The following is a 16496-nucleotide window of genomic DNA, read 5'->3' on the forward strand; positions in this document are numbered from 1 at the left end:
CGCATTCAAAGGGATTTTTACATGAGTAAAGCAATTCAATTTCCGGCCAACTTCCTGTGGGGGAGCGCTACTTCCGCCTACCAGATCGAAGGTTCGCCGCTGGCCGATGGTGCGGGCCCCAGCATCTGGCAGCGCTTCTGCGCGGTGCCCGGCAATGTGCGCGACGGCGACCATGGCGATATCGCCTGCGACCACTACAACCGCTACAAGGAAGACGTGGCGCTGATGGTCAAGCTGGGATTGAAGGCTTACCGCTTCAGCGTATCCTGGAGCCGAATCCTGCCGCAGGGGCGGGGCGCCATCAATCAGGCCGGCCTGGACTTCTACAGCCGTCTGATCGACGAGCTGCTGGACAATGGCATCGAGCCGATGGTGACGCTGTATCACTGGGACTTGCCGGCGGCGCTGGACGATCGTGGCGGCTGGCTCAATCCGGATATCGCCGACTGGTTCACCGACTATGCACGCATCATGTTCCGCGCCTTCGACGGCCGCGTCAAATCCTGGGCCACGCTCAACGAACCGTGGGTGGTGACCGATGGCGGCTATCTGCACGGCACCTTGGCGCCCGGTCATCGCAGCTTGCACGAAGCGGCGCTGGCCAGCCACAACCTGATGCGCGCGCACGGCAGCGCCGTCAAGGCCTACCGCGAAGAGGGAAAACACGAGATCGGTATCGTCGTCAATATCGAGCCGAAGTATCCGGCCAGCCAGTCGCAGGCCGACATTGACGCCACGCGCCGTGCGGACGCCTACATGAACCGCCAGTATCTTGATCCGATTTTCCTCGGCAGTTATCCGCAGGAGCTTAAGGAGGTCTTCGGCGATGCCTGGCCGGACTGGCCGGCGGAGGACTTCGAACTGATAGGACAGAAGCTGGACTTCGTCGGCATCAACTACTACACCCGCAGCGTGGTGCGCAACGAGCCGGCGAACTGGCCGCTGCAGGTGGCGCCAGTGCGCCAGTCGCAATCCACCTATACGGAGACGGGCTGGGAAGTGTTCCCGCAGGGGCTGACCGATACGCTGGTCAACTTCAAGCAGCGCTACGGCGATACGCCGCTGTACGTGATGGAGAACGGTTCCGCCTTCTACGATCCGCCGAACGCGGAGAGTGGCCGCGTGCACGATCCGCTGCGCATCGATTGCCTGCGCAAGAACATGGGAGCGCTGCACGCCGCGATGGAACTGGGCGTGGACCTTCGCGGCTACATGGTGTGGTCGCTGCTGGATAACCTGGAATGGTCGCTGGGCTTCTCCAAGCGTTTCGGCATCATTCACGTCAATTTTGAAACCCAGCAGCGCACCTTGAAAGACAGCGCGTTGCTGTATGCGGATATCGTCGCCAGCAACGGCGTCTGTCTGAATCAACCGGTATAAGCCCATGACCAACACTTCCGCAAATAATACGGCGCGTCATGCGCAACTGCTGTCGAACGGCAGTTTCACCACTCTCATCACCGGGGCCGGGACGGGCTTCAGCCGCGTCGGCGACTGTATGCTGTCGCGCTGGAACGGCGATCGCATCGAGGATGGCGAGGGCTATTTCTTCTACTTGCGCGACGTCGATAGCGGCCAACATTGGTCGCTGGGCGCACAACCCGGCGGCGGAGATGTGCTGCGCTCCGCAGGCGGCGATGCCGGCAGTTGCTGGATGAGCGCGACCGTCCATGACATCGAGGCACGCATGGACGTGGCCGTCGATCCGCAGCGCGATGTAGAACTGCGGAGTATTTTGCTCAGCAATCTGTCCGCTCATACGCGCCGCATCGAATTGACCAGCTATCTGGAGGTGGTGTTGAATCGCCAGGCTGACGAGGCGTCGCACCCGGCGTTTTCCAAGTTGTTTGTACAGACCGAATACGACGCCGCCAGCGGTGCATTGCTGGCGCGCCGTCGTCCGCGAGGCGAGGGCGAGGCTGGCCTGTGGATGGTGCATGCCGCATCCGGCGGCAGCGCATCGGGCTACGAAACCGACCGCACGCGCTTTGTCGGCCGGGGCCGCGACCTGCGCGCGCCGCAGGGCATGGAGGGGGAATTGTCCGGCACCGCAGGCAACGTGCTGGACCCCGCGTTCAGCCTGCGCCGCAGCGTAACGATGGCGCCTGGCGCGCAGGTGCGCCTTTCCTTCGTCCTGGGAGCTGCAGCTGGCCGCGACCAGGCCCTGGCGCTCGCGTCGGCGCTGGCGCAGGATGGCCAGCCATTGTTCGCGGCGGCGCGTGCTGCGGGGCTGGCTGCGCAACAGCACACTGGCCTTGATGCGGCACAGGTTGAATATTGCCAGCGCCTTGCCGGCGCCATGCTGTATGGGCAGTCGGCGGTTCGCGTTTCGGCTTCCACCGCCGCCATCGCCAGCGCGGTGATTGAAGCCGGCGCTTCGCAATCCAGCGGTGCTCCGGCCTCGCCCGTGTTACCTTCCGGCCCGCTGGTGCTGCTGTGGAGCCTTGGCGCCGCCGACGCCAGCGTCGAACTGATGCTCCGCGCCCGCCGCTATTGGGCCGCGTTCGGCCTGCCGTTGCAAGTGCTGCTGCTCGATGCCGACGGTGTATGGCCGTCGCAAGAGGGCGTCCATATCGTCAAGCCGGACGATATTGCGCCGGCCGATCTGGCTCGCGTCGAATTGAATGCCTTGCTGATTGTGCGTGGCGGCCTGCCATCGTTGGATGACGTGGACGGTGCTGGCGCCAAGCTGCCGCATGTGGAGGCCGCGATCCAACCCGACGGGCCCTCGACTTTGCCGGGGCGTCCGGTGCTGCGCTTCTTTAACGGCAATGGCGGCTTTTCCGGCGCCGGCGACGAATACGTGATTCGCATGGACTGGGATGGCCAGAGTGGCTTGCGCCGGCCGCCGCTGGCCTGGACCAACGCCATCTCCAACGAAGGCTTCGGCTTCCTGGTCAGCGAGAGCGGGGCCGGCTACACGTGGAGCCGCAACAGCCGAGTGCATCGCCTGACACCCTGGTACAACGACCCGATACGCGATCCGCACGGCGAAGCGCTCTACCTGCGCGACGAGGACAGCGGAAAATACTGGTCGCCGCTGCCGGGCCCGGCACCTGCGGCAGCCGGCTACGAAGCCGCGCATGGTTTTGGCTATACGCGCTTCAATCACATCAGCCATGGACTTGAGCAGGAAACGGTGATGTTCGTGCCGCGCCACGATCCGGTAAAGATCGTGCAGGTGCGGGTGACCAACCGTGGCGACGCCGTGCGCCGCCTGTCGCTGTTCTCCTATCAGCGCCTGGTGCTGGGCGGCACGCCGGCCGACAGCAGCCGTTTCGTCATTACCGAGCATGATGTATCCGGTGTCCTGCTGGCGCAGAATCCGCTGGCAGGCCAGTTTGCCGACGGCGTGACCTTTGCCGCCGCGCTGGCCGGCGACGGCGCCATGGTGCATCACAGCGCCGACCGCGCCGCATTTATCGGCCGCCATGGCAGTCCGGCCGCTCCTGCCGCGCTGGCGGCGCCTCGCCTTGACGGCGTCACCGGCGCCGGTCTCGATCCGTGCGCGGCGTTCCAGGCGGTTCACGAGCTCGCGCCGGGCGCCACGCTGGAATGCGTCTTCCTGCTCGGCGAAACCGTGGAGCGCCAGGCTGCGCTGGATCTGGTGCAGCGCTATCGCGCTCCCGGCGCCGTGCAGCAGTCGTTCGACGAGATCACAGCCTTCTGGCGCCACACGGTCAGCGCGGTGCAGGTGACCACGCCGGTGCCGGCGGTGGACCTGATGCAGAACGGCTGGCTGGCGTATCAAAACCTGAGCTGCCGCATCTGGGGCCGTTCGGCGTTCTACCAGTCCGGCGGCGCGCTGGGCTATCGCGACCAGCTGCAGGATTCCAGCGCCATGATCTATGCCCGGCCGGACCTGACGCGCCAGCAGATTCGCATCCATGCCGCGCACCAGTTTGTCGAAGGCGATGTGCTGCACTGGTGGCATACGGCTCCGATGGAGCAGGGCCTGCGCACGCGCTTCTCCGACGACCTGCTATGGCTGCCATATGTGGCGGCGTTCTACATCAAGACCACCGGCGACTGGAGCGTGCTCGATGAGGTCGAGCCGTTCCTGACCGCGCCGCTGCTGGAGGACGGCGAGGACGAGGTTTACCTGAAGCCCGAGTTGTCCGGCACCAGCGGCGACGTCTATGAACACTGCTGCCGAGCGCTGGACCGCTCACTGACGCAGGGGGCTCACGGCTTGCCGCTGATGGGCACCGGCGACTGGAACGACGGCATGAACCGCGTCGGCCGCGAAGGCCGCGGCGAGAGCGTGTGGATGGGCTTCTTCCTGTCCCGCATCATCAAGGACTTCCTGCCTATCTGTGAAAGACGCGGCGATACCACGCGGGTGTTGTGCTACAGCGCCTACCACGACCATCTGGACCACGCGCTCAACGCCGAGGGCTGGGATGGCGAATGGTACCGCCGCGCGTTCTACGACAACGGCGCCGTGATCGGCTCGAAGGACAGCGACGAATGCCAGATCGACGCGCTGGCGCAAGCCTGGGCCATCATCTCGGAAGCGGCGCCGCCGCAACGCGCGGCGCAGGCACTGGACGCGCTGGAGCAGCGGCTGGTGTCGGAACAGGATAAATTGATATGCCTGCTGACGCCTGCCTTCGTCAACACGCCCAACGACCCCGGCTACATCAAAGGCTACGTGGCGGGTGTGCGTGAGAACGGCGGCCAGTACACGCACGCGGCCTGCTGGGTGGTGCGCGCGATGGCGGAGGCGGGCCGCCGCGACCGCGCCGCCCACCTGCTGGAAATGCTGAGCCCTGTCAGCCACGCGCTCGATCCGGCGGCGGTGGCGGTCTATCAGGTCGAGCCGTACGTGATCGCCGCCGATATCTATGGCGAAGCGCCGCACGTCGGCCGCGGTGGCTGGACCTGGTACACCGGCTCGTCGGGCTGGATGTATCGCGTGGGACTGGAGTCGGTGCTGGGATTCGGCATCGAGAACGGCGACACCATCGTGCTGGCGCCACGTATTCCCGACGACTGGCCGGAATTCAGCATCCGCTATCGCTTGCCCGATGGCGGCGGTAGTTACGAGATTGTGGTGCGCAATCCGCAAGGCAGCGCAGGCGCCGTTCATGACGCCTCGCTGGACGGCGTAGCGCTGGCGGTTGAAAACGGCGTGGCGCGGATACCGGTGCGGCGCGACGGCGGCGAGCATCGCGTCGAACTGGTGCTGGGCTAACAGGGGGAATGGCATGGCTGGACTGGAAATACAAGGCATCCGCAAGGGGTTTGGCCAGCATCAGATTTTGCGCGGCATCGACCTGAGCATCGCAGACGGCGAGTTCGTGGTGTTTGTCGGACCGTCGGGATGCGGCAAGTCGACGCTGCTGCGCACCATCTGCGGACTGGAAAACAGCGACGAAGGCGCGGTGCTGATCGGCGGCCGCGACATGACCGAGGTGGCGCCGGCCGCGCGCGGCATCGCGATGGTGTTCCAGAGTTACGCGCTGTATCCGCACATGACGGTGTACGACAACATGGCGTTCGCGCTGAAGCTGGCCGGTCTGCCGCCGGATGAGATACGCGCCAAGGTCACGCAAGCCGCGGCGGTCCTGCGGATCGAACCGCTGTTGCTGCGCAAGCCCAAGGAACTGTCCGGCGGCCAGCGGCAGCGGGTGGCGATAGGCCGCGCGATCGTGCGGCAGCCGCAGGTGTTCTTGTTCGACGAGCCCTTGTCCAACCTGGATGCGGCCTTGCGCGTGCAGATGCGCATCGAGCTTAAAAACCTGCACCGCACTTTGCGCAGCACGATGATCTACGTGACTCACGACCAGGTGGAGGCGATGACGCTGGCCGATCGCATCGTGGTCCTGCGCGGTGGACTGGTGGAGCAGGTGGGGGCGCCGCTGGAGTTGTATCAGCGTCCGGCCAACCTGTTCGTCGCGGGTTTTCTCGGTTCGCCGGCGATGAACTTCATCACCGGCACGGTGGAGCGGCTGGCGCCGCAGGGGATGGCGGTCCGGCTTGCCGGCGGTGCGCTGGTGCAGATGGCTGAGCGGGACGGCCTGGCTGTCGGCAGCCGCGTCACGCTGGGCGTGCGCGCCGAGCACATGGCGCTGGAAAAATCCGGCGACGGCATCCCCGTCACCGTGCTGGCGGCCGAACTGCTGGGCGATACCAGCTATGTCTACCTGACGCCGGACGGCGGCACGACGCAGTTCATCGCCCGCATCGATCCGGAGGTGCGCTGGCAGAACGGCCAGACGGCGGCGGTGTGCGTCGAGCCGTCGCGCTGGCACGTGTTCGACGAACAGGGCCTGGCACTGACGTAACAGGGCGGCGGCAGCGGAAATCGCTTGACCGCCGTTTTTTGCAGGTCTATAGTTAGATGACTGTCTAATTAGATGTTTGCCTTAATATGAACGCATCCAACAACGCCTTCAAGGCCATTGCCGATCCGGCGCGGCGCGAGATCCTGCGCCTGCTGCGGCCCGGCGAGATGACCGCCGGCGACCTGGCTGCACATTTCGACATGAGCAAACCGACCATGTCGCATCACTTCGCCGTACTGGCCGATGCCGACCTGATTACCCGCCGCCGCGAAGGGCAAACCATCTGGTATGGCTTGAACACGACGGTGCTGCAGGACGTGCTGTCCTGGGTGATGGACCTGACCGATGCCAAAGGGAGCAAAAAATGAAACGCTATCTGTTGCTGTGCCTTGTGCTGGTCGCCGCCGCTTGCGCTGCCACGGTGTACGCCTGGCCGATGCTGCCGGAGCGGGTTCCGGTGCATTGGGATATCGACGGTGTTGTGAATGGCTATGGGCCACGCGCAGCCTTGTGGCTGCTGGGCCCCGGCCTGATATCGCTGATGGCCTTGTGCGGCGCGCTGCTGCCGCGTATCTCGCCGCGCCGCTTCGACATGAGCGGTTTCGAGCCGACTTACTATTACCTGTGCGGCGTGGTGGTGAGCATGCTGGCCTATGTGTATGCGCTGGTGCTTGCCGCCGTGCTGCATGGCGCGGTGCCGATGCAGAAGGCGGTGCCGGCCGGCGTGTTCATCCTGCTGATCCTGATCGGCAACCCGATGGGCAAGGTGCGCCGCAACTTCTTCATGGGCATCCGCACGCCGTGGACGCTGGCCAGCGAGCGCGTATGGTACGCCACGCACCGGCTGGCGGCGAAGCTGATGGTGGCCAGCGGCCTGCTTGGACTACTCGCGCTGTGGCTGGGCGTTCCGCACTGGGCCTTGCTGGCGTTGATGCTGGCGTGGGCACTGCTGTCCGCCGGCTACTCGCTGCTGCTGTATAAACGATTGACTCACTGACACTGGAGATTACGTATGCGTTTGGGATTCTTGTTATCGTTGTTGATGCTGGCGTTGCCTGTAGGCGCCGCTGAACGGCAGGTCTCGCTGCAGGTGGACGGCGGCACGCTGTATGGAACCGAATGGCTACCGGACGGTAGCGGCAAGGTGCCGGTGGTGCTGCTGCATTCAGGCTCCGGTCCCACGGACCGCGACGGCAACAGCAGTATGCTGTCCGGACCCAACGACTCCTTGCGTATGGTGGCGGAGGCGCTGGCCAAGCGCGGCATCGCCTCCGTGCGCTACGACAAGCGCGGAATCGCATCGAGTGCGTGGAAGGGCTGGAAGGAAGAGGATGTGCGCCTCGATGACTATATCGGCGACGCCGTGGCGTGGGTGCGCCAGCTGCGCGCCGACCCGCGCTTCTCCCGTGTGGTGATGGCAGGGCATAGCGAGGGTGCGCTGATCGCGTCCGTGGCCTGCCGCCAGGCGCCCACCGACGCCTGCGTGCTGATCTCCGGCGCCGGGCGCCCGGTGGATGAAGTGCTGCGCGAGCAGCTCAAGCCCAAGCTGCCACCGCCGCTGTTCGACCAGAGCGAGCGCGTGCTGGCCGCGCTCAAGGACGGCAAGACGGTCGATGACGTGCCGCCGCCGTTGATGTTCCTGTACCGTCCATCGGTACAGCCATATCTGGTGTCGCTGCTCAAGTACGATCCGGCAGCGGCTGTGGCGGCGCTGAAGATGCCGGTGCTGATCCTGCAGGGGACGACGGACATCCAGGTCCAGGTGTCGGACGCCAAGGCATTGGCCGCCGCCGCGCCGCGCGCGAAGCTGGTCATCGTCGACGGCATGAACCACGTGCTGAAAATGGTCGGCGACGACCCGGCCGCGCAAATGAAATCCTACAGCCGGCCCGACCTGCCGGTGGCGCCGCAACTGATCGACGCGTTGAGCGGTTTCGTCAACGCGCCGAAATAAACGCCTAGGCGATATTGTCCGAGCCCGGTGCGCCGAACAGCTGCTGCTTCAACTGATGCAGCTGGTCGCGCACCTGCGCGGCCTTTTCGAACTCCAGGTTCTTGGCGTGATCGAGCATGGTTTTTTCCAGGCGCTTGATCTCCTTGCTGATCTGCTTCTCGCTCATGGATTCGTACTTGGCCGTCTCCTGCGCCACCTGCAGCACTTCCCGCGCATCCTGCGGGCTGTAGACGCCGTCGATCATGTCCTTGATGATCTTCTGCACGCCGCGCGGCACGATGCCGTTGGCCGCGTTGAAGGCGATCTGCTTGGCGCGGCGGCGTTCCGTCTCGCCGATGGCGCGCTCCATCGAATCGGTCATGCGGTCGGCGTACAGCAGCGCCACGCCGTTCAGGTTACGCGCGGCGCGGCCGATGGTCTGGATCAGCGAGCGTTCCGAACGCAGGAAGCCTTCCTTGTCCGCGTCGAGAATCGCCACCAGCGACACCTCCGGCAAGTCCAGGCCCTCGCGCAGCAGGTTGATCCCGACCAGCACGTCGAAGGTGCCGATGCGCAGGTCGCGCAGCAGCTCCACGCGCTCGACGGTTTCGATATCGCTGTGCAGGTAGCGCACCTTGATGCCATGGTCGCTCAGGTATTCGGTCAGCTGCTCGGACATGCGCTTGGTCAGCGTGGTCACCAGCACGCGCTCGTTCTTGGCCACGCGCAGCGTGATCTCGGACATCAGGTCGTCCACCTGCGAGCTGGCCGGACGCACGATGATCAGCGGGTCGACCAGGCCGGTCGGCCGCACTACCTGCTCGACCACCTGGTCGGCGTGCGTGCGCTCGTATTCGGCCGGCGTGGCGGAGACGAACACCGTCTGCCGCATCTTCTGCTCGAACTCCTCGAACTTCAGCGGGCGGTTGTCCAGCGCCGACGGCAGGCGGAAGCCGTAGTCCACCAGGTTGGTCTTGCGCGAGCGGTCGCCGTTGTACATGGCGCTCAGCTGGCCGATCAGCACGTGCGACTCGTCGAGGAACATCAGCGCGTCCTTCGGCAGGTAGTCGACCAGGGTCGGCGGCGGTTCGCCGGCCTGGGCGCCGCTCAGGTGGCGCGAGTAGTTCTCGATGCCCTTGGTGAAGCCGATCTCGGTCATCATCTCCAGGTCGAAGCGGGTGCGCTGCTCCAGGCGCTGCTCTTCGATCAGCTTGTTCTCCTTGCGGAAGAACTCCAGCCGCTCGCGCAGTTCCAGCTTGATGGTCTCGATCGCCCGCAGCACGGTCGAACGCGGCGTGACGTAGTGCGAACCCGGATACACGGTGAAGCGCGGGATCTTCTGCTTGACGCGGCCGGTCAGCGGATCGAACAGCTGGATCGATTCCAGTTCGTCGTCGAACAGGTCCAGGCGCACGGCCAGCTCCGCATTCTCGGCCGGGAAGATGTCGAGCGTGTCGCCGCGCACGCGGAAGGTGCCGCGGCCGAAGTCCACTTCGTTGCGGGTGTACTGCATCTGGATCAGGCGGGCGATGATGTCGCGCTGCGAGACGCGGTCCTTGGCGCGCAGCGTCAGGATCATCTGGTGGTATTCGGTCGGGTTACCGATACCGTAGATCGCCGACACGGTGGCGACGATGATGACGTCGCGCCGCTCCATCAGCGACTTGGTGCACGACAGGCGCATCTGCTCGATATGCTCATTGATGGACGAATCCTTTTCAATGAACAGGTCGCGCTGCGGCACGTAGGCTTCCGGCTGGTAGTAATCGTAGTAGGAGACGAAGTATTCGACCGCGTTCTCGGGGAAGAATTCGCGGAATTCCGAATACAGCTGGGCCGCCAGCGTCTTGTTGGGCGCGAAGACGATGGCGGGACGACCCTTGCGGGCGATCACGTTGGCCATCGTGTAGGTCTTGCCCGAACCGGTCACGCCGAGCAGGGTCTGGAAGAACAGGCCGTCGTCGATGCCCTCGCACAGCTGGTCGATCGCGGTGGGCTGGTCGCCGGCCGGCGGGAAGGGCTGGTGCAGCTTGAACGGCGAATCCGGGAAGGTGACCACGGTTGCCACGGTGTTATCGAGTACGGGTAATTCAGCCATCTTGTCAGACCTTTGTTAAAATAATGGCCTGCCAGCGGCCTGAAGCACTTTTTATAGGGGCGCTGTCTACATTCATCCGCTGCGAACCGCTTCCAATCGAATCCAATCTTATCATGACGAATCCTAGCTTGTTCAGCGCCATCGACATGGCACCACGCGACCCTATCCTGGGTATTACCGAAGCATTTAACGCCGACCAGAACCCGGCCAAAATCAACCTGGGCGTGGGCGTCTATTATGACGACAACGGCAAAGTGCCGCTGCTATCGTGCGTGCAGAAAGCGGAAGAGATCCTGATCGCCACGCCGGCACCGCGCACCTACCTGCCGATCGAAGGCCTGGCTGCCTACGACAAGGCGGTGCAAGAGCTGGTATTTGGTGCCGACAGCGCCGTAATTCAAGAGAAGCGCGCAGTCACCGTGCAAGCCATCGGCGGCACCGGCGCACTGAAGATCGGCGCCGACTTCCTGAAGCGCTTCGCGCCGGATTCGCAGGTCTACATCAGCGACCCTAGCTGGGAAAACCACCGCGCGCTGTTCGAAAGCGCCGGTTTCACCGTCAACAACTACGCCTACTACGACGCAGCCACCCACGGCGTGAACTTCGCCGGCATGCTGGCCGACCTGAAGGCCATGCCGCGCGGCGCCATCGTGCTGCTGCACGCCTGCTGCCACAACCCGACCGGCGCCGACCTGACCTCGGCCCAGTGGGATGAAGTCATCGCCGCCGTTACCTCGGGCGGCCTGGTGCCGTTCCTGGACATGGCTTACCAGGGCTTCGGCGCCGGCATCGCCGAAGACGGCGCCGTGGTGCGCCGCTTCGCTGCCGCCGGCGGTCCGCTGCTGGTGTCGAATTCGTTCTCGAAGTCGTTCTCGCTGTACGGCGAGCGCGTGGGCGCGCTGAGCGTGGTCGCCGCGAGCGGCGAAGAGGCGAGCCGTCTGATGTCGCAATTGAAACGTGTCGTGCGCACCAACTACTCGAACCCGCCGGTCCACGGCGGCAAGGTGGTGGCCACCGTGCTGACCACGCCGGAACTGCGCCAGCTGTGGGAAGACGAACTGGCCGGCATGCGCGTGCGCATCAAGGAAATGCGCGAAGCCTTCGTGGCCAAGCTCAAAGCCAAGGCGCCGGCACACGATTTCGCCTTCGTGCGCGACCAGGTCGGCATGTTCTCGTACTCGGGCCTGACCAAGGCGCAGGTCGAGAAACTGCGCGAGCAGTCGATCTACGCGGTCGACACCGGCCGCATCTGCGTGGCAGCGTTGAATTCGCGCAATATCGATATCGTGATTGACGCTATCGCGAAAGTGCTCTAAAATCTTGCTTCTTCGGGTTGAGCGGCTAAGCTTAACCTGAGCGGCAACAGGAAATACCGGGAAAGTTGCTCTGTCAGAAACCTTGATAGAGTGGGTGAAACAGTATAAAATGTTGCCTCTATTCCCTGATAGCTCAGTCGGTAGAGCGACGGACTGTTAATCCGCAGGTCCCTGGTTCGAGTCCAGGTCGGGGAGCCAGAATACAGAAAAGCCTTGTGAGAAATCACAAGGCTTTTTTTCATTGGCGGGGTCAGTGGCCATAGCTGGCCACGCGCGCCAGTTTCCATCCCTCCGCGCTGCGCTTCCAGATGTGCAGGAACTTGAAGGTACCGCAATCGTTCTTGCCGTTTTCAACATGGCAGAAGGTGTGTTCGCCGGTCTGGATGGCCCCGTAATTCTTCACCGGATAGACCTGCATGCTGCCGGGCACCAGTTCACGGTGCAGCGACATGTTCTGGGCAAACAGATTGCGCATGGCTTGCAGGTTTTGTTCATAGTTGCTCAGGCCGCCCATGTCGTGGAAGAACTCCAGATCCTGGGAAAACACGGTCTTCACCGTTTCAAAATCCTGGCGGTTGAATGCATCGAACAGGGTCTTGTCCATGGCCGCGATCTCCTGATACAGCGGCTTTTGCTCTTGCGCATGCAGCGGTGTAATAAGGCTGGTGAGCAAGACGACGGAGAGCAGTAGTTTTTTCATCGGTGTCCTTGGTTGGGATGGCGTGGACCAGATTCTCCCAGCGACATCCCCGTAGCGCCAGTTGGCTGCGATGACTGGTCGGTTGGGATGGATGAGTTGTTCAAGCCGCCGATGAATGGCGCCGCCTGCGGCGGTCTGCGCCGTATCAATGTCGATGGCAGTGACGGTCTTATGCTCGATCGGTAATCCCATAAAGGAGACCCGACATGAGACATCAGCCCTTTGTTGCCACCCTGACCGCCCAGCCTGTGTACGCGCTGGGCGATCCCATCGTCATCACCTGTGAAATCGAGAACACCAGCGCCGAGGCCTATCAACTGCTGACCTGGGCCACGCCGCTGGAAGCCACCCTCAGCGGCGACTGCTTCGTCGTCGAGCGCGAGGGCCAGCGCATCCCCTACGACGGCCGCTTCGTCAAGCGCGGCGATCCGCCGGCGAGCGCTTACACGCTGATCGGCCCGGGAGAGCGCCAGAGTTTCAGCGTCGATATTTCCGAGGTGTATGCGATCGACCAGGCCGGGCAATACAACGTGGCCCTGAATGCCGTGTTTTTAGACGCCTTCATGGTCACGGGCAACGTCAAGGCCGGCGCGCGCAAGCGTCAGGCGCATGAGGCGCACATGGCGCCGCCGGCCGACGTGCAGTTCGAGGTGGTGGCGGGCGCGGAGCCGAAATCGACCTCCGGCCAACTGGCGCGCAAGGCCGAGTCGCAGCTGGCGAAGAACAACGCCAAGGCGCCCAATTTCAACGGCGGCACGGCGACCCAGCAGGCCGACACCATCATCGCCCACGGCAACGCGCAGTATTTCGCCGCCTTGTCGGCTGCCCAGCTTGCCGCCGGGCCGGCCAGCACCAACGCCTTGTACCAGACCTGGTATGGCGCTTTCAACCAGGGCCGCTACGACAAGGTCACCAAGGACTACAACGACATCTCCGGCACCCTGGCCAACGAACAGGTGACCTACGATTTCACCGGCCAGGGCCACGGCAGCGACACCTGCCAGCCGGGCTACTTCGCCTTTACCTACAAGGGCTCGCGCACGGTCTGGCTGTGCAGCAGCTACCTGAGCGCGGCGCAGATCGGCACCGATTGCAAATTCGGCACGCTGGTGCACGAGTGGAGCCACGCGGTCAGCAATACCGACGACATCCAATACGGCGAAACGGCCTGCCTGGCGCTGGCCACCAGCGATCCCGGCAAGGCGGTCAACAACGCCGACAGCCATGAATATTTCGCCGAACACCTGGCGCAGTCGGACTTCGGCAAGAGCTTCACCTTCATCACCGACCGCAGCACCTTCGGCAAGGACGAGATCGACACGATGCCGTCGCCGGCCGTGATCGACAAGGCGTTCTACGTGCTGGCCGACGGCTTCTGGCCAGACAAGCTGGGCATCACGCCCGGCACGCTGGGCAATTCGCCGACGGTGAAGCCGACCATCACCTTCAATCCGGCGGTGCCGGGCATGTCGGTCACGGTGACGTCGCTGGAGGCGGAGGACGCCAGTCTGCCGATCGCGCCGCAGCGCTTCACCTGGGTCTGCCGGATCACCTTCGCCAACAGCAGCGGCTTCCCCGCCAACGCCGGCGAGACGCTGACCGTCAACATGACGGCGACGCTGGGCGGCCTGAGCGCCAACGCGCAGATCCTGCTGATACGCGACCCCAATCCGTGGGAGGTGGACGGCCCGACGTCCTGGCTCAGCACCGACTTGCGCGTGTTCAAGATCCGTGACGGCGATGCACGCTTCGGCGCCACCGTCAGCGGCAACGCCAATGCCTATATCAAGCAGGTGCTGGCCAACCTGAACGCCGGCACGGCGGGCGAGACCTTCGACAACCTGTCCACCGACGAAACGCTGGAGCTGTCGCAGAAGGTCAACGGCACGGCGATGTTCAACTTCGCCATCGCCCGCGTGCATTATCGCGGTTCGACCAACATCAGCAACGTGCGCACCTTCTTCCGGCTGTTCCCGGCCAGCACCACGTCGACCGAGTTCGACGCCGGCACCACGTATCGCCGCGCCACCAGCGGCACCGACGCGATCCCCTTGCTGGGGCTAAGCGGCGGCGGCGATTTGCTGACCATTCCCTGCTTCGCCGAGGAGCGCGTCAATTCGGCCAACACCGGGTTGACGGCGCAGCAGGATCCGGCCAATGTGCGTACCCTGAACGGCACCGGCGGCGAGGTGTTTGCCTACTTCGGCTGCTGGCTCGATATCAACCAGACGCAGGCGCAGTTCCCGACCCATCCGTCGCCCGCCAACGGACCGTGGGGCTCGGGCCGCAAGTCCGTCCAGCAACTGGTGCGCAACGCTCACCAATGCCTGGTGGCGGAAATCGCCTTCGACCCCGATCCGATTCCCACAGGAATATCGCCGGCGGCCTCGGACAAGCTGGCGCAGCGCAACCTGTCGATCATCGAATCGCCGAATCCGGGCTACGCCTCGTCGCGCCGGATACTCGGCACCTTCGAGCTGCGTCCCGCCAAGGGCGCCGAGCAGCTGCCGGACCGCCAGCCCGACGAGCTGCTGATCGAATGGGGCAACCTGCCGAAGGACAGCATCGCCAGCATCTACATACCGGAGGTGGCCGCCAGCCAGATCGTCGCGCTGGCGGGCACGCGCTACGTCAACCACGGCCTCACCCTGCTGGACGAGCAGACGATACGGCTGACGGTCGGCGGCATCTCTTATGTGCCGCTGCCGCCGGGCGCCTCGTTCGGCCTGACCGGGCTGCTGTCGGTGCAACTGCCGGACACCATCCACAAGGGCGAGCTGTACACGGTGATCGTGCGCCAAGTCAGCGACACCTTTGCCTTGCCGCCGGTGGTGATCGGCATCCGCGGAGAAGGGCGCCGTGAAGCCCCGCGCGAAAATGCGGTGGATGTGATCCGCTGGCGGCGGGTGGTCGGCAGCTACCAGCTGACGATACCGGTGCGCACCAAGGAGGTGATCGTCGGCGCCGAGTCGCGGCTGTTGTCGGTGCTGCGCTGGATCCTCGAGGCGGTGCCGGCCGGCGACCGCTGGTATCCGGTGTTCAGCCGCTACGTGTCGCTGATCGGCGACCGTGTCGGCGGACTGGGCGGCAATCCGGACGACATCAAGCCGTCGCCGGACGGTGCTGGCGGCGAGGGCGGCGGCCATCACGGGCACCCGCCCGGACATGGCCATGGACATGCGCACGCGCACCGCTACGAAGGCAAGGTCAGCGGGCTGATTTACGATTGCTTTGGCGATTTCGCCGGCTTCCTGCTCGACACTTGCGGCAAGGAGCGGGAATTCTGCACGCGCGAGCACCAGATCGAGGCGCTGGCGCGGACCGCCTGGCGCGAGCGGACGGCGATCACGGTGGTGGCGCACGCGTCCCATCCGCACCGGCCGGTGACCATCATCCTGCAGCGGGCGCCGCAGCCGTTCCAGGCTTGAGGTTTTTGTTAAATTGACATTATTTTGCGGGCGGGAAAATAGTTTCGGTGTGGGGCTGGGCAAATCGGCGGGCAGGGGATATAATTCGGGCCTCTTTTCCCTGATAGCTCAGTTGGTAGAGCGACGGACTGTTAATCCGCAGGTCCCTGGTTCGAGTCCAGGTCGGGGAGCCAGAATTCAGCAAGATCAAAAAGCCCAGCCTTTACCGGTTGGGCTTTTTGCGTTTCAGACTTCCGTTTATTTGTGTGTTTCGCAAAGCTAAAAATGTTACTCTGACCATATGTATGTCAGGCCATAAGACGAACAAGGACACCAGATCATGAGCTTGTCATTTCATATCGATTTCAACGGTCAGTGTGAGGAGGCTTTTAGATTCTACGCTGAGAATCTTGGCGGGCGAATCGGAACGATGCTACGGGTTAAGGACTCTCCAGTCCCGCGGGTGTCAGCGTCGCACGGAGAAAAAATTGTCCATGCAAATATCTGTATAGACGGCGTTGAGCTGGCAGGTGCCGATGTAGACTCGAGCAGATATGAGAAGCCCAAAGGCTTTTATGTACTGATTGGCGTTGACTCCGAGGAGAAGGTGAAGCTGTTCTTCAATGCGCTGCAAACGGAAGGGCAGGTTGTCCTCGCACCTCAGAGAACATTCTGGTCGCCATGCTATGCGATTGTGATTGACCGCTTCGGAGTTCCGTGGAAGATCAACTGCGGCGCCTGACAATTCCTTT

The 16496-nt window shown here is 63.8% G+C and carries 11 protein-coding genes and 2 tRNA genes; 11 read left to right on the plus strand and 2 right to left on the minus strand.

The window, feature by feature from the left end; all coding sequences use genetic code 11:
- Positions 1-21 precede the first annotated feature (21 nt).
- The 6 genes from ABWW33_RS16045 to ABWW33_RS16070 all read left to right on the plus strand — a co-directional run bounded on the left by ABWW33_RS16045 (position 22) and on the right by ABWW33_RS16070 (position 8244).
- On the plus strand, positions 22-1380 hold the full coding sequence (locus ABWW33_RS16045; protein WP_353402829.1) for a GH1 family beta-glucosidase: 1359 nt from the start codon (positions 22-24) through the stop codon (positions 1378-1380).
- Positions 1381-1384: 4 nt separating this feature from the next.
- Entirely contained in the window at positions 1385-5197 is a 3813-nt protein-coding gene (locus ABWW33_RS16050) for a GH36-type glycosyl hydrolase domain-containing protein (RefSeq protein ID WP_353402830.1), read from the plus strand.
- A 13-nt stretch (positions 5198-5210) separates the two neighbouring features.
- The gene (locus ABWW33_RS16055; RefSeq protein ID WP_353402831.1) at positions 5211-6290 is read left to right on the plus strand and encodes an ABC transporter ATP-binding protein; all 1080 of its coding nucleotides are present in this window, start codon (positions 5211-5213) and stop codon (positions 6288-6290) included.
- An 86-nt stretch (positions 6291-6376) separates the two neighbouring features.
- Positions 6377-6658 (plus strand): autorepressor SdpR family transcription factor, encoded by a 282-nt coding sequence (locus ABWW33_RS16060; protein ID WP_176651931.1) that lies wholly within the window; start codon positions 6377-6379, stop codon positions 6656-6658.
- Positions 6655-7287, plus strand: a complete 633-nt coding sequence (locus ABWW33_RS16065) for an SdpI family protein (RefSeq protein WP_353402832.1) — start codon at positions 6655-6657, stop codon at positions 7285-7287. The genes ABWW33_RS16060 and ABWW33_RS16065 overlap by 4 nt, the downstream gene beginning before the upstream one ends.
- A 15-nt stretch (positions 7288-7302) precedes the next feature.
- Complete coding sequence (locus ABWW33_RS16070) at positions 7303-8244, plus strand: alpha/beta hydrolase (protein WP_353402833.1); 942 nt, start codon at positions 7303-7305, stop codon at positions 8242-8244.
- A gap of 4 nt (positions 8245-8248) precedes the next feature.
- On the opposite strand, the gene uvrB is transcribed toward ABWW33_RS16070, so the two are convergent.
- Entirely contained in the window at positions 8249-10321 is a 2073-nt protein-coding gene (uvrB, locus tag ABWW33_RS16075) for an excinuclease ABC subunit UvrB (protein WP_218087779.1), read from the minus strand.
- Positions 10322-10434: 113 nt separating this feature from the next.
- On the opposite strand from uvrB, the gene ABWW33_RS16080 reads away from it, so the two are divergent.
- A complete protein-coding gene (locus ABWW33_RS16080; protein ID WP_176651928.1) occupies positions 10435-11637 on the plus strand; it encodes an amino acid aminotransferase in 1203 nt (400 codons plus the stop codon).
- Between the two features lie 122 nt (positions 11638-11759).
- Positions 11760-11835: transfer RNA gene (locus tag ABWW33_RS16085), tRNA-Asn, on the plus strand.
- A 52-nt stretch (positions 11836-11887) separates the two neighbouring features.
- Here ABWW33_RS16085 and ABWW33_RS16090 read toward each other — a convergent pair.
- A complete protein-coding gene (locus ABWW33_RS16090; protein ID WP_353402834.1) occupies positions 11888-12529 on the minus strand; it encodes a nuclear transport factor 2 family protein in 642 nt (213 codons plus the stop codon).
- A gap of 14 nt (positions 12530-12543) precedes the next feature.
- On the opposite strand from ABWW33_RS16090, the gene ABWW33_RS16095 reads away from it, so the two are divergent.
- The 3 genes from ABWW33_RS16095 to ABWW33_RS16105 all read left to right on the plus strand — a co-directional run bounded on the left by ABWW33_RS16095 (position 12544) and on the right by ABWW33_RS16105 (position 16486).
- Positions 12544-15765: a M35 family metalloendopeptidase gene (locus ABWW33_RS16095; protein WP_353402835.1), complete on the plus strand. Its 3222-nt coding sequence runs from the start codon at positions 12544-12546 to the stop codon at positions 15763-15765.
- A gap of 97 nt (positions 15766-15862) precedes the next feature.
- Positions 15863-15938, plus strand: a tRNA-Asn gene (locus ABWW33_RS16100).
- A 146-nt stretch (positions 15939-16084) separates the two neighbouring features.
- The gene (locus ABWW33_RS16105) at positions 16085-16486 is read left to right on the plus strand and encodes a VOC family protein (protein ID WP_353402836.1); all 402 of its coding nucleotides are present in this window, start codon (positions 16085-16087) and stop codon (positions 16484-16486) included.
- Positions 16487-16496: the final 10 nt, after the last annotated feature.

It is taken from the genome of Duganella hordei (assembly GCF_040369125.1).
Classification (GTDB): domain Bacteria; phylum Pseudomonadota; class Gammaproteobacteria; order Burkholderiales; family Burkholderiaceae_D; genus Rugamonas; species Rugamonas hordei.